Origin of the sequence: Anaerolinea thermophila UNI-1 (assembly GCF_000199675.1) — a bacterium.
Lineage (GTDB): Bacteria > Chloroflexota > Anaerolineae > Anaerolineales > Anaerolineaceae > Anaerolinea > Anaerolinea thermophila.
This window is the reverse complement of the sequence record NC_014960.1, coordinates 2,115,481-2,130,088: the sequence shown is the minus strand read 5'-3', so window position 1 is coordinate 2,130,088 and position 14,608 is coordinate 2,115,481. Positions and strand designations below refer to the sequence as shown.

Annotated in this window: 13 protein-coding genes; 5 read left to right on the top strand and 8 right to left on the bottom strand. The window is 45.7% G+C overall.

Going from position 1 to position 14,608, the window contains the following annotated elements:
- Window positions 1-141 precede the first annotated feature (141 nt).
- Complete coding sequence (locus tag ANT_RS09485; protein ID WP_013560295.1) at window positions 142-1,188, bottom strand: prohibitin family protein; 1,047 nt, start codon at window positions 1,186-1,188, stop codon at window positions 142-144.
- A gap of 83 nt (window positions 1,189-1,271) precedes the next feature.
- Complete coding sequence (locus ANT_RS09480; protein WP_013560294.1) at window positions 1,272-2,633, bottom strand: cytochrome P450; 1,362 nt, start codon at window positions 2,631-2,633, stop codon at window positions 1,272-1,274.
- A gap of 44 nt (window positions 2,634-2,677) precedes the next feature.
- On the opposite strand from ANT_RS09480, the gene ANT_RS09475 reads away from it, so the two are divergent.
- Both ANT_RS09475 and ANT_RS09470 read left to right on the top strand, forming a co-directional pair.
- Window positions 2,678-3,454, top strand: coding sequence for a biotin--[acetyl-CoA-carboxylase] ligase (locus ANT_RS09475; RefSeq protein WP_013560293.1), 777 nt, complete (start codon window positions 2,678-2,680; stop codon window positions 3,452-3,454).
- A 3-nt stretch (window positions 3,455-3,457) separates the two neighbouring features.
- Window positions 3,458-3,685 (top strand): hypothetical protein, encoded by a 228-nt coding sequence (locus ANT_RS09470; protein ID WP_013560292.1) that lies wholly within the window; start codon window positions 3,458-3,460, stop codon window positions 3,683-3,685.
- A gap of 8 nt (window positions 3,686-3,693) precedes the next feature.
- Here the strand turns inward: ANT_RS09470 and ANT_RS16390 are convergent, their stop codons facing one another.
- Window positions 3,694-7,392 (bottom strand): HD domain-containing phosphohydrolase, encoded by a 3,699-nt coding sequence (locus ANT_RS16390; protein WP_013560291.1) that lies wholly within the window; start codon window positions 7,390-7,392, stop codon window positions 3,694-3,696.
- 109 nt (window positions 7,393-7,501) lie between these two features.
- A complete protein-coding gene (locus ANT_RS09460) occupies window positions 7,502-7,942 on the bottom strand; it encodes a CBS domain-containing protein (RefSeq protein ID WP_013560290.1) in 441 nt (146 codons plus the stop codon).
- A gap of 186 nt (window positions 7,943-8,128) precedes the next feature.
- Here ANT_RS09460 and ANT_RS09455 point away from each other — a divergent pair, with 186 nt between their 5' ends.
- Complete coding sequence (locus tag ANT_RS09455; RefSeq protein WP_013560289.1) at window positions 8,129-8,533, top strand: DUF4332 domain-containing protein; 405 nt, start codon at window positions 8,129-8,131, stop codon at window positions 8,531-8,533.
- Window positions 8,534-8,585: 52 nt separating this feature from the next.
- Here the strand turns inward: ANT_RS09455 and ANT_RS09450 are convergent, their stop codons facing one another.
- Both ANT_RS09450 and ANT_RS09445 read right to left on the bottom strand, forming a co-directional pair.
- Window positions 8,586-9,503: a glycoside hydrolase family 130 protein gene (locus ANT_RS09450; protein WP_013560288.1), complete on the bottom strand. Its 918-nt coding sequence runs from the start codon at window positions 9,501-9,503 to the stop codon at window positions 8,586-8,588.
- Between the two features lie 3 nt (window positions 9,504-9,506).
- Complete coding sequence (locus ANT_RS09445) at window positions 9,507-10,865, bottom strand: glycoside hydrolase family 32 protein (RefSeq protein ID WP_013560287.1); 1,359 nt, start codon at window positions 10,863-10,865, stop codon at window positions 9,507-9,509.
- 144 nt (window positions 10,866-11,009) lie between these two features.
- On the opposite strand from ANT_RS09445, the gene ANT_RS09440 reads away from it, so the two are divergent.
- Complete coding sequence (locus ANT_RS09440; RefSeq protein ID WP_049784876.1) at window positions 11,010-11,621, top strand: ClpP family protease; 612 nt, start codon at window positions 11,010-11,012, stop codon at window positions 11,619-11,621.
- Window positions 11,622-11,665: 44 nt separating this feature from the next.
- On the opposite strand, the gene ANT_RS09435 is transcribed toward ANT_RS09440, so the two are convergent.
- Window positions 11,666-12,007, bottom strand: a complete 342-nt coding sequence (locus ANT_RS09435; protein ID WP_013560285.1) for a DsrE family protein — start codon at window positions 12,005-12,007, stop codon at window positions 11,666-11,668.
- A 62-nt stretch (window positions 12,008-12,069) separates the two neighbouring features.
- On the bottom strand, window positions 12,070-13,098 hold the full coding sequence (locus ANT_RS09430; protein WP_013560284.1) for an alcohol dehydrogenase catalytic domain-containing protein: 1,029 nt from the start codon (window positions 13,096-13,098) through the stop codon (window positions 12,070-12,072).
- A gap of 301 nt (window positions 13,099-13,399) precedes the next feature.
- On the opposite strand from ANT_RS09430, the gene ANT_RS09425 reads away from it, so the two are divergent.
- Window positions 13,400-14,599, top strand: a complete 1,200-nt coding sequence (locus tag ANT_RS09425) for an efflux RND transporter periplasmic adaptor subunit (RefSeq protein ID WP_013560282.1) — start codon at window positions 13,400-13,402, stop codon at window positions 14,597-14,599.
- Window positions 14,600-14,608 lie beyond the last annotated feature (9 nt).

The window sequence follows — 14,608 nt, the reverse complement described above, 5'->3', positions numbered from 1 at the left end:
GCTTGTATTCGATTCTTCCGGGAGCTTATATCAGGTTCTCACTAAGCCTCAAGGCTCATAAAGGGTTTCTAAAAGGTAAAATTCGAGGGCTGTTTGGAATTCCATACCAAACAGCCCTCTCATACAATCTTCTGGAAATTGCTACTGAGGTGTGGTTGGGGTTGTGGTAGCAGGCGCTTGCAGAGAGCCGGGATAAGGGAGAATGATAGGCGTGTTAGAAGGTGTCATAATGACCTGCACATTGGGAGCCAGTTTGGTAATATACTGGTAGTTCAGGATATCCGGGTTGCTTTTGATTACGTTGGCAATGTATTCCAGTGCCTTAGCCTCCGCTTCTGCTTGAATGAGACGTGCTTCGGCTTCACCTTTAGCACGAATCACGGCGGCATCGGCCTGCCCCTGAGCAACCTGGCGGGCTTGCTCCGCTTCCTGCTTTTTCTGCTCTACAACGAATTTGGCTTGCTGGGCTTGCTGCTCGGCAATTTGTTTTTGTTCGACTGAGGCGGCATATTCTGGTGAGAAAGTAATGTTTCTCAAAACAAAATCCCGGAGAATTAATCCGTTTTCAGCCAATTTTACAGCCATGGTTTCATTCAAGGTTTTGACCAATTCTGCCCGTTTTGAACTCACTACTTCGTCCACCCGCATTTGGGAGACAGCGTCGCGGATGATTCCACGGGCTAATGGACGGACAAGGTCACGTGTATAACGGTCTTGCCAGAGAATATGAACTTTTACTACCTCTGTTGGATTAATGGCGTAAATGACAGAGGCATCCACATAAATTTCCTGTCCGTCTTCTGTTCGGGCAGCAATGGAGTCATCTCCCTCGATTTGTCCTTCCCGTGCGGCAATGGACATGGTGTACGTCTGATTAGCAATCGAATATCGCACCACCTGTTCAGCAAAGGGGATAATAAACCTTAATCCGGGTTCCAATGGCTCTTTACGGTAACCTTCAGGAGAAACCGCAGAAATGACCACACCTCGTTCTTGCGGCTCAATGAAAACCAGGCCGGCATTCAGGGTGGTAAGAAACACAGCAAATAAAATCAAAGCCACCAGAACACGGCCACTACCACGAACAGGTTGATTTCGCGACGCTCTCAAAATAACCACGCCAAAGGTGATAAAAACAATGAACCAGACTGCTCCGACAAAAAATGATGTCAACGAGGAAATGTTCATAGATATCTCCTTCTCCTGTTTGGATTATAGCCTGTATTCAGAGGATTGCTGTGTAAAGGATTTGTAAAGATTGAGGGATGGCTTTACTTGAGTGAATTGCTTGATCGATGAACCACGCTCATGTGCAATCCATTTCTTGGACGGAGGGTTACCAGAGCATCTACAACAGGTGCTTTAGGCGGTGGTGTAAATCTCAATTTCTGAGTCATGCCGGCGAGGATCAAGCGTGCTTCGATATGAGCAAATTGATTGCCAATACACAAACGCGGGCCCGCACCAAAGGGGATAAACGTAAACCGATGCGAAGTACCTTCCGGGTCTCTCGCAAACCTTTCCGGAATGAAGGCTTCGGGATTTTCCCAATGCTCTTTTAAGCGATGGATAACATAAGGACTGATCACAATAACGGCTCCTGGGGGAATGGAATAACCCAAAATCTCATCTTCTCCCATGGCTTTGCGGGTAATTAACCAGGCAGGCGGGTATAATCTTAAGGCTTCAGTGAATACCTGAGCGGTATAAGGGAGGTTTTCCAGATCCTTTGTGCTGGGGGGATTCCCTTTGAGAACTGTATGTACTTCTTCAAACAACCGATTTTCAATTTCAGGATGAGTAGAGAGTAAGTACCAGGTCCATGTTAAAGCGCTGGCAACTGTTTCATGGCCGGCGATCAACATGGTCATCACCTCGTCACGGATTTGACGATCACTCATCCCTTCCCCACTTTCTTCATCTCTGGCGCGTAGAAACATTCCCAGTAAGTCCTCACCCAGAACCTTGTCTTTACGGCGTTGTTGGATTATTTGTGAAACTGCCTCTTCCAGGGTTTTCAAGGCTTTTCGAAAAGCCCGATTTCTCGGCAAGGGGAGATAGGTAGGGATGAGCGTAAGGGTCTTTACACGATAGACGATGTAATCCAGGGTAGTTAATGTGGCTTCTGTCAGGTGTGGGGCATCTTTGCTGAGGTCTATGGAAAAAAGGGCTTTTCCCACGATTTCTAAAGTCAGCCGCATCATTTCGGCATCCACATCAATCAGGTGGGCCTCAGGCAATTGTCTCCAACGTGTGAGCAGAGATTGAGTGGATGGAATAACAATTTGGTCTAGGTGAGACAATCGCCCCCGGGCAAAGGCCGGCTGTGCTAAGCGCCGTTGACGTAACCACCCTGTACCATCGTTTGTCAGCAATCCATTACCAGTAATGATCGCTAAAGAATGATATTGAATGGTATCTTTGGAGTAATTTCGATGATTTTCCTGTAACACGTGCTTTACAGCCTCAGGATCGGCAAGATGAATGACCGGGGTGTTGAATGCCTGGAAGCGTGAAACAGGACCATATGTTTGGTAAAGCCAGAGCAGAAAATCAAGAGGCTTGGATTGGATCGAACCAATTTTGGGGAGTAATGTGAGATTTGTTGGCCCCGGAATTTTTGTGATTGCCATGGAACAATTTTAGCAAAAATTACTTTGCGGGTAAAATATATACCATGGATGTAGAAACTATTCGCGCAAGGTTATCTGCGCTTCCTATCAGTGAAATTCAATACCTCCCGGAAACCTATTCAACCAATGACGATGCTATGGCATGGGCACAAGCCGGCGCTCCGGAAGGTGTGGTGGTTATTGCCGATAAGCAGTTGAAAGGGAGGGGAAGACTGGGACGTATGTGGGTTACTCAACCAGGCACGTCCTTAGCCTTCAGCATGATTTTTCGCCCCACTTTGGAGGAAATTGAAAAACTCTCCCTGTTTTCTCCCCTTGGAGCGCTTGCGGTAGCGGTGGCTTTGGAAGACCTGGGGCTTTCTCCTGAAATCAAATGGCCCAATGACGTTCTTCTTTCCAGGAAGAAAGTGTGTGGGGTTTTAGCCGAGACGGTATGGATGGGAAGCCATATCAATGGAGTTGTTCTTGGGATCGGCATCAATGTTGCAACCGGCTCTGTACCAGACTCGAACATGTTATTGTTCCCGGCAACCTGTGTGGAATCCGAACTGGGAAAGCCGGTAGATCGTTTATCGCTCCTGGAATCGGTGTTGCGCCATTTGATTGAATGGAGAAAGCAAATTAGAACCGAAAGGTTTATCGAGGAATGGAAAAAGCGCCTTGCTTTCCTTGGAGAAAAAGTAACTGTTCAGAAGCCCGATGGAGAGATTACGGGACGGTTTCAAGATGTCGATGAACATGGTGCCTTAGTCTTGTCTGTAGAAGAGCAATATCACACAATCTTTGCTGGAGACGTGAAACTACGACCATTGGAGGAATAACCTATGCTTGATGATTTGCGCAATTCAGCCAGTTCATCCTTTGAGGAAATTGAACAGGAATCTCCCACTGTAATACCAGACACTCCAAAAAGACCAGGAAAGAAGTCGGGTGAATTTTTGGGGATGACGCCTTTTCAGCGTTTTATCATTGTTTTGTTGTTGTTTATGATGACTTGTGTACTGGGTGCTTTTTGCTTGATTGCATTTGGAAAGGTTGTATTGCCCGTATAACCTGTTGGTCAATCCTGTACTTTCCCTGAGGACAAGGTACTTAAAAACTTCAGAAAAACAGGGACAAGTTCGGGATCGAAGATCTTGCCCATATTTTCCTTCAAAAACTCGTGGATTCTTTCCTCATGCCATGCCTTTCGGAAGGGACGCTGGGAACGTAAAGCATCCCACACATTGACTATTGTAAATACCCTGACAGGAAAGGGAATCTCTTCCCCTCGCATTCCGAGGGGATAGCCATTTCCATCCCATCTTTCGTGGTGCATATAAGGGATCATTCCTGCGGCTTGCAGTAAAGGAACCTTGGAGAGCAGGTTAAAGGCAAATACGGGAGATTGACGGATCATTTCCCATTCTGTTTCATCCAACGGTCCAGGCTTTTGCAAAACGTGGCGAGGAATCATCAGTTTCCCAATATCATGCAGAATAACCCCCTGGCGAAAATGTTGCAGGTCAGTGTTATTGATCCCAACAGACTGGGCAAACTGTACTGCAACCTCTGCCAATTGTAACGTTGATCCTTCGGGCTGGTTTTCATGCCATTCTACAACCTGAGCCCATGCCAGCAGAGTCGCGTCGTAGGATAATGCAAGTTCGAGATTGCTGGTTTGAATTCTTTGTAATAGTTCGGCATTTTTGATTGCAATGGCAGTTTCCATCGCCAGTGCTTCAATGAACTGTCTCCACTCCTCAGACGGGGTAAAAGGATGACGATGGAATGTTTCCAGCACACCTTTTACCTCTCCCTGAGCAATTAAAGGCACGGCGTAATAAGCAATAAAGTCTTCGTTCCTGAAAAGGTGGGCTCTCTGAAAGAAGGGTGCAATCCCATTCTTGTCGTAAATGCAAATTGTTTTTCGGGTGAGGGCTGCTTTACCGACTTGATCTTCTCCTATTCTCATCCGGGTTCTGGCAATATCAATGGATCGGAATCCTTCCCCTGCTGCATATTCCAGCATATGGGTGGTAGGATTGACCAGGAACACGGCAACCGCATCTACTTGAAACTGTCCCATGATTTGATTAACTAGCGACCTAAGAGTCAAGTTCAAATCCAGGCTGGCAGAGATGGAAGTGTTGATGAGATGGAGAGAAGTCATGTATTGCAAACGCTGGTTTGCTTGTGTTAGAGACGTGATTCGCTCGATAATTGCTCCCGCCATTTTACAAAGAGATTCAATGATTTCGATCACTGAGGATGGAATGGGGGGCTCTACCAGAGTCGCCAGAACATACGTGTTTTCGTGGAGACGAATGGTCGTGGGAAAAAGAACAATATTGTAAGAAGGCAGTCCCAGGTCCGGAAAAACATCCAGGGCAGAATAAGTTACAGGTTTGTCGCCTTCCGTTACTTTTTTGACGATCTCAAACAGCCTGAAGTTGGATTCAATGCTTATGGATTTCCGTAATTCCCCATAAGGGTATTGCATCTCTATGCTTTGGGTTTTCTCATCGAACAAAATCCAGGCAACACCCTCCAATGTCATTTCTCTGAATAAGGCTTGAGGAATGATATGTAAAATCTCATCCTGAGTGTCCTCCGATTGTATCTTTGCAGCAATTTCTCGGGCACTTTTGGCGTAAAGTTCTCTATTCTTCTGTTCGGTAATCTCTGAGAGAACTGCAAGGATTCTCAGTGGATCCCCATTTTGTGGTTCGAGGTAAGTATGGCTCCACAGGTACCATCGTTTGGGTTTAGCATCCCGTAAAGCCACAGGAACTTCACGATAGGTTTTTCGATCTCGAATCGTTTCTGGAAAGGTTTCGGGAGTGAGGAATTCCGGAGGGAATTCGAACAAACTCCACAAAGTGAAAGATTGATTTGTTAAGTCGGAAAGTCCAAATATTTCTTTGTCTCTTTTACTGCTCACAAGAATTTTGCCCGATTCATCAAAAATCAAAATCCAAGCGTTAAAGACTTCAGACAAAAAAGTAGAGTACTGTGTTTGTGCGGATAACGCCAACTCAATATTCCTTTTTTCTGTAATGTCGGTTAGTGAAATTCGTGTAGCCGATTTGTGCTGAAATAGCACAGGCTGGAAGGTCAAATTAACCCAGCGCCAAATTTTTGTATCTGCCGGGGTAACTCGTATGAGAATCGGGGATTCTGAAGAAGAAATGGCTTCTCGTTTTGAAAACAGCGAGAGAACTTTGGTTTGATCTTCCGGGTGGATGTGACTTAGTAGGGGGGGGAGAGTCTTGGGGCTTTCCCTCTCACCGATTAGGGATTTTGCTTGTGAATTGAGATATAGAACTTGAACTTCATCGGCGATGATTTCAGCGGAATTGGAATGTTCAAGAATTTTTATGAACTCTTCCTGTGCTGTTTTCTCCCCAGTAATGTTTTGGGCACTTCCAAGAATTCGGATTAAATTCTTACTGCTTTGATCGATTTCTGGAATAAGATGCAAGCGATACCATATATATTTTCCTTCTCCTTGAGGAATGCGCAGTTCTAATGTGATTTGTTGTCCCATTTCAAGAGATTTGTAGATTTCATCTGTTGTAAGAGATAATGAAGGGGTATCAATGAATTGGACAATCTGACTGAAGAAATTTTCCGAGGTAATTCCCGGCAGGATTTCCTGAAATGACTCTAACCCCCATTCGATGACATACCGCTCCGTTCCAAAGGCCTGAATAGAAAAAGTGAAATCACTGGTGATGGTGGTGATCAGCCGGTAACGTTCTTCGGATTTTTGAAGATTTTCAAGGATTTCCTTATGTTGCTGAAGGGCTTTCTCAACCTCGTTTTTCTGCTGAAAAAACTGGTGCAAAGGATTGGCTATTTGTCCGAACTCGCTTTTATCCCCAAGAAGGGCTTTCAATGCTTTGGTATCCTGATTACTTAACGCAGTAGCCAGTTGTCTTAAGGGGCGGATGATCCAAATGTTGAGAGTAACCAGAATTAGAGCAAGAAAAGACACGCTTAACAGGAAAGAATAGATGCGATATTGCTCTTGAGATTTGAGGAATCTCCCAATGTAGGGATTGACAAATTTCCCCACCAGGTATGCGACTGGAACATCATCCACGCCCTTGAGAGTATAGGTAGCGTAAAGGTCGGTTTCGGAAGGTGGCATTGATTTCTCAAGGTTTTCGGGGGAACTCACCGTTACTTCTAAATTAGATAATTTATTAAGGTTTTGGAGTCGCTCAGTGTTCCAAATCCGTCCCACAAAAAAGTAGCCGCGGGGAGGGGTTTGGTGGGCTACATCTTCACTGGGATGAATGCTGGCTCCGTAAACGGATATGGCAGGGGCATTGGCTTGCCATTCGGTGAATTTGATAAATGCCCCATGTTGAAACAGGTTTTCGGGTTTCTTAAAAAGGTGTGGGGCATACAAAGTACACACCCTCTCTTGATTCTGGTAAATCAATTCATTTTGGGGAGAGTATACCCACAGGCAGTCTACATCAAACACTTCCATGGAGGGTAACAGAATATTTTTGGCCCATGCTTCGTCGGGATATTCTGCAAACTTAACCAGTTCATCCCAAAAGGTAAAATCCAGCACGAGTGTCTGGAGATTTTGCTGTTCTTGTTCGATAGCATGGGAAAAGAGAGATTGAAGTTGTTTTTGTTGCTGATTAGTAATTTCATAAAAGTCAATTCTTTGTTCTCTTTCCAACCCCCATAGCCCAAGAAGCAAAATCCCATTCAATATAAGTGTAGTGAGAAAGATTCGAGAACGAATTGACATCATAAAATTATCTTACACCCAAATTACCCCCGAAACAGCCCCTCTCCCGCCGGATTAAAAAACAAAAACAACTCACTTTCTTATATTGAGTTGTTTTTGTTTTGTGCCGGGATTAGATCAAATTGACCCACAGAAAGTGTTCAAGCAATTCAATGGTATTTTGTTTATCTGCCAGAATATGCTTCACAACGTCTCCAATCGAAATTAATCCAATTAATTTTCCTTCCTGTATCACCGGAAGATGGCGGAGTTTTTTTGCAGTCATTACTGCCATACATTCGTCTACTGTCTGCTCGAGATTCACATAATACACAGGATGGGTCATTAATTGACGAACCGGGACTTCCAGATCTAAACACTCGCTAAACTCAACAGCATGGCGGGCAAAATCGCGCTCCGAAAATATTCCTACCACCTGTCCATTTTCCAATACAGGCACTGCTCCAATATGCTTTTCAGCCATCAATTTAAGCGCTTCTCGCAGGGTCATTTCAGGAGATACTGTCCAGACATCATACCCTTTTTCTTCTAATAGTTCTTTTACCGTAGCCATCTCTCTACTCCTTTCCCATCTTATTTTCGATTATGGGAGGATTACATAACCTTGTCAAGCACTTCTCATGCGAAAATTGGGTGATTCTGGATAGAAACAGGAAGGATTTCAAATTCATACTATTTCGATTTAAGGATTAGAAAAGGTTGTATAATTTTATTATCTAATATCTCAGGAGGGAACAAAATGACTGCGCTTGTAGATATCGAAGGCATTGGCGAGGTATACGCCGAGAAATTAAAAGCCGCAGGAATTTCCTCGGTAGAAAAACTCCTTGAAGCCGGCTCCACCCCAAAGGGGCGAGAGGACTTAGCCAAACAAACGGGCATCAGTAAAGACTTGATTCTCAAGTGGGTCAATCGTGCTGATCTCTATCGTGTAAAGGGCATTGGCTCAGAATATTCTGATTTGCTGGAAGCCGCTGGTGTAGATACTGTGGTTGAACTGGCTCAACGAAATCCAGAGGCTCTGTATAAGAAACTGGAAGAAGTGAATGCCGAGAAGAAACTGGTTCGCCGCATGCCTACACCAGCCCAGGTGACAGAATGGGTAGAAAGCGCCCGACAGTTACCCCGCGCAGTACACTACTAAAAGCAGTACACGAATAAAACCGAAGCCCAGCCAATCGGCTGGGCTTCTGATTTTATCCAAAACGAGCGTAGTCCACCAGTTCACTCAGCGCGCACGTGGCTAAGCCAATCACATGATCTCCGCCTCCGTAAAACACATAAACGGTATCATGGACTACCGGGTTTGCGCAGGAGAAAACAACATTGGGTACGTCTCCTCTTAGTTCCCATAACTCTTCGGGCCAGAAAATGGGCTCTTTGGGGCGATGGATGACTTTGGTTGGGTCATCCAGATCCAGGAGCACTACACCAATTTTGTACACTTTATTTTCATCATAAGCATGATTGAGGACAATCCATCCGTGTTCCGTTTCAATGGGAACACCATTGTTTCCCACACTCCGGGAGTCCCATGGATTTTCAGGACGAGGACCATATATGGGGAACATTTGATCGGATGGCCAGTGAATCAGGTCATCAGAGTAAGCAATCCATACTTTAGGCCAGCGGCGGTGGAGTGCTACGTACTTCCCGCCGATTTTTCTTGGAAAGAGCACATGGTCCTTGTTGTCCTCGCCGACGACAATTGGACCGATTCGCTCCCATGTGATTAAGTTCTGACTGCGCGCAATCATGGGGAGAATTCCACCCCCAGCATGAGTGGGTTGACCGCTCCCTTTGTACACGCTACCGTAAGCAGTATATGTCATGTAATAGGTACCCTCAATTTCAACAATGCGAGGGTCTTCCAGCCCACGCGATTCCTCGGGAGATGCGGGTTCCATGATGGGATTCTTGAGGCGGTTCCAGTGAATTCCGTCTGCTGAAACAGCATAACCCAGTCGGCTTACCCAGTCCAATCCTTGCGCGCGGTACACCATGTGGAACATTCCATTGGCATACAACACTCCCGGATTGAAGACGTTGTAACATTCCCAGGGCGATTGAGGATCCGGTAGCAGGACAGGATTAGGATGACGATTCAGTTTCATGCTTCACTCCTTTTGCAGGCCATATATAGAACTTAATTTGCGAAACTTTAACCTTGAGAGGACAGCGCCTTTACCTGCTGTCTTAAACAAGATGAAAGGTTGGGCCTGGCACTCCAGAGTACAACAGGAAAAGTTACGAGTTCCTTCCAGAGCAAAAATTTCCAGGCTTGTTCGATCTATCAGAATCCTTATATCCAGGGTTTGTATTTCAGCAGGCAGTGGGGCAGAGCAATCCAGTACCTCTAGGCAATGCTCCTGGACATTCCAGCGTATGGCTATTGCATTAACGATAATGGTAATCTCTTGGGAATTCCCTGACTCCAGTTGCATTTCAAGATCGAGTAATTCCGCAGGAGAAATGGGAAAAACGTGCTCATCTTGATCCAGGAAGATTGGTTCTTTCTCGATGGATTGTTCCCAAAGGGTCTCTATCTCTTGAACCGGATGTCTGGTGAGGCGCAATCCTTCAGGAGTTTCTCTTAACTTCAATTCGCAGGGAAAACTCATTTGCTGATTGAAAGGCATGTCCGGATAAATTCCTCCACGCATCCAGGCAATTTGGATGCGTCGTTGATCCGGAAGGTCGCTGAAGGTTTGAGTGGCGTAATAGTTCTTCCCAAAATCGCTTATGAGCAGAGGAGTTTCGGCTTCAAAATGGTTGCCGTCAAACTTTCCAAGCAGGTAATTCCCATTTGCTGCCATAAATACCCAACGGGAAATTTCTGGTTGATTTTCCAGGGGAATTTCAAAAAAATCCGGACATTCGATGCACCCCGGTAAGGTAAGAGTTTGTAAATGGCTCCACTCTTTTAAGTTGGGAGATGCAAGAAGAGCAAAATCGTTTTCCTGGAGATATAAGGCCATAATCCATTTTTTATCCGGTTCATACCAGATCACTTTGGGGTCACGGTTTTCTGGAGCCATTTCTGGAAGAACTGGATTGTCCTTGTACTTGGTAAAAGTTTTCCCACCATCGTTGCTGTAAGCCAGGCATTGGGTGAAGGGTTTCCCCTCCGATTCCGGTGAAGTTCCACCGGCGGCGGTGTAAATCAACACAATGGCAGGGGACTCACCGGTTTGGAATCCGGCTGTATTATTCCAGTCAACCACAGCCGAACCTGAAAACATGGTTCCCAATTCATCGGGAAGAAGCGCACGTTCCATCTGTTTCCAGTGAATCAGGTCTGTACTGATAGCATGCCCCCAGGTCATGTTTCCCCATTCGTTCCCATATGGATTGTGCTGAAAAAAGAGATGATACAATCCTCCGTAGTAAACCAATCCATTGGGGTCATTCAGCCATCCTTTCCTGGCGGTAAAGTGAAATTGAGGGCGATAACGCTCGGAAAATTCTGTTCCCATCTACTGCCTTTCTAACGGGTATATTAGAAATTGATATGAACTCTAGACCTTTATCTTGACAGAGAAACTGGCGGCAATATAATCAAACTGTATTTTATCTTGATTTATGAAGTTAGGCAGGGGGCTGACTGTAAAGGAGTGACAATGAGAATCACCAACGGAATTGCTTCTGAGTTTTCACCCGCTGTTACCAGCGGAATCTCGGACCTGAATGCCCTTTTGTTGAGAAATCGGATTATTTACCTGGGTACGGCGATTGATGACAAAGTAGCCAACAACATTGTGGCGCAGTTGCTGTTTCTCAGCAACGAGGACCGCGAAGCGCCGATTCAGATGTACATTAACTCGCCAGGGGGACAGGTGTATGCCGGGTTGGCTATTTACGATGCGATGCAGATTATCCCCAATCCAATCAGTACCTTGGCGGTGGGCGTCACGGCTTCCTTTGGAACCGTTTTACTGGCTGCAGGGACAAAAGGGATGCGCTATGCTTTGCCCAATGCTACTATCCACATGCATCAACCTCTGGGAGGTGCTCAGGGACAAGCCACAGAAATTGAAATCCAAGCCAAAGAAATCTTAAGGCTTAAGGCTCGTCTCAATCAAATTCTCGCGGCGCATACAGGACAAACTGTGGAGACGATTCAGAGGGATACAGAACGGGACCGATATATGGATGCTCATCAGGCTATGGAATATGGTCTGGTGGACCATATCATGGAAGTGCCTGCCTTCAAACGACTGCCTGGACTGTAAAAAAAAACAACCCCTGCGTTTCCTGGCGCAGGGGTTGTTTTTGCCTAAATCGTGATGACTTTTGGTGCTTTTTGAAGGGCTTCGATGATATCACCCATACCGCCTACAATACCCACAGAAACCTGATCGATTAATCCATATCTGTCCAGACAGGTCTGGCAAAGGACAATTTCTGTCCCTTGGGCTTCAAATGCTTTTAATTGGTCCAGTACTGGAGAACCCTGACAAGCCAACTTAACACCGTCGGTATAAAAAATCATCTTTGCAGGGATCTGTCCGGACTCAAACCACAGGGTCAGGAATTTCCTTATCAGGGTTTGTTGAAGGTCTTGGGGCCCATCTCCCATTCCGTAGTGAGTGAATAAAATAACCAGGTCTTGTTTCATAACTTTTCCTTTTTTGTTAAGTGTTAGGATAATGTCATCTTGCAGTCCATCAAGTAGATTTTTTAAATTTTCAAAACCTTTGCTCCTCGAATTTTACGTTGTTTAAGTGCTTTCAATGCCATGTTGGCTTCTTCCAGAGAATAGATTTCCACTTCGGGAAGAATGGGAATTTGGCTGGCAAGTTTAAGGAATTCCCGTACATCATTACGGGTGACGTTGGCAACGCTCTTTATCTCTTTCTCCATCCAGAGATCGCGCTCGTATTGAACAGAGGACCAGATAGAGAGGTCAGAATTCTCTTTTCGGATTGCATTCATTACCAGTCTGCCGCCAGGTAGAAGATGCCTGAGAGTTTGAACTGGAGGTGTCCACACAGGCGTGGTGTCGATGGCAGCATGAAGTCGTTCGGTAGGAGCATCTTCTATTCCACCTGCCCAGGTTGCGCCTAATTCCCGGGCAAAGTCTTGCTCAGCCGGCGTTCGGCTGAATACAAAAACTTGTGTATGGGGGTAGAGAAATCGAACCAGTTTGAGTACAAGGTGACCGGATGCACCAAACCCCACCAATCCCAGATTCTGGTGATTGGCGATTCCGCTCAGCCAGAGAGAGCGATAGCCCACGGCGCCGGCACATAATAAGGGAGCCGCCGAGACATCATCAAGATGATCCGGGATTGGATGAACATAGTCTGCCAGTACGTTCATGTATTCGGCATAGCCCCCATTTGCGTCTCTTCCGGTGGCGCGGAATTCCGGGCAAAGATTTTCCCTCCCGCTCAAGCAAAATTCGCAGGATCCACAGGAAGAATAAATCCAAGCCACTCCGACTCGCTTTCCGAGGAGATGAGCATTTCTTGCGTCTCCAACTTCTACAACCTGCCCTACGACTTGATGACCGGGAGTCATGGGAAAATGGCTGGGGGGTGTTCTGCCTTCAATTTCATCGATTTCTGTGTGACAAACTCCGCAAGCCGAAACCCGAATCAACACTTCGTCCTTTTGACATGCTGGAATGGGTTTATTGGTGGTGAATTGCAGAGGTTCTGGATCATCCAGAACCGACGTGATACGGGTAATTTGCATGGCGCGCATAGTGACTCCAGGTAAAAACGGGATTGAACCTTGGAAAAAGCAAGATTATTCTGGGAGGTTTTTTCCCCAGAGAATCAATCAGAGGGACTTTTTATTTATTCTAATGCATTCATCATCAAAGGGTGACAGAGAAGATGAATTTTCCTTCCAATCCAGCAAGATAGGCTTTTAGGATTACAATTGCATTTTGACAGTTTACCTCTGGATAGCCTTTTCTTTTCAGTAAAATTGAGTGACACGTGTATACCTTCAGGTGTTGCAAGATTGACTCTATTATTTTCTTTTTTCAAGAGGTTTTGGCATGTCTCAAGCCCATAAATCCCTGTCAATAATCTTTATCGCAGTTTCTATAGTTCTTTCCGCTTGCTCTGGAATTGAAAATTCAGGAAAACCCACGCCAACTCCGGTACCACAAGTCTCGAATTATGAACGTTCAATCTTTACTGTTGAACGTGGTCCTATTGTGGAAGAGCGCAAATTAATTGGAGAGATTGTTCCCTCAAAGCAAGAGGAACTTTTCTTTCGAGCCTCCGGGTATGTCAGTCGGGTAGCATTCAAGCAAGGTGACCTGGTCAAGCAAGGGGATATCCTGGCAGAACTTCAGGTGGATGATTTGGTTAATCAATTACAACAAGCCCGCATCGATCTGGAGGTTGCTCAGGCAAATTACGAGAGAGAAAAAGCGCAATTTGCTTTTGATTTAGAGAAAGCCAGGGTGGAGGTGTTCACTTTGCAAAAACAGGTGGAACTGGCTCAGATGGCTGTTGAGCAGTCCTATGGCTTGGAAAAACAGCGTGCCCAGGCCAATCTGGAAATTACTCAGCAAAACCTGAAACTGGCAGAGATGCGCCTCCAAATCCTGGAAGAACAATCTACTACCTATGCTGAACAGGTGGTCAAGCGCAGTCAGCTGGCAGTAGAACGTTTGGAAAAGTTGCTTTCAGAGAGGCAAATCGTTTCCCCATTTGATGGCATTGTTCTGCGTAGCATTATTCGCCCGGGACAATCGGTAGATGCCTTTTTCACTTCGTTTATTGTGGGAGATCCGAAGGATTTGGTAGTTCGGGTGCAGTATGACAAGGATCTGGCTAGCCGTATGAACGAAAACACCGAAGTTCTTTTATTCCTCAACGAAACCGACTCTCAGGGCTACCCTGTTGAGTTTTTACCCAATTTCCTCCCCATCAGTACAAAAGTAGAAGGAGCCTCCGCTTCACGTTTCACAGGGGATTTCATGTACTTTAAGGTATCAAAAGAGATACCTCAAGACCAGATTCGCGTTGGGCGTTCGGTAACTCTCAAGATCGTTTTGGGGAGGAAAGACAATGCTCTATTGCTGCCACCTGCTGCGATTCGGGAATACAAAGGATTAAAGTTTGTGATCGTTCAGGAAGGAGATAAGCGCCGTCGGGTTGAAGTCTCCCAGATTGGATTAAGGTCCCTTGACCGGGTTGAAGTGATTGCAGACCTGGAACCCGGTGATCAGGTTGTTGGACCGTAGCAGGAAGGA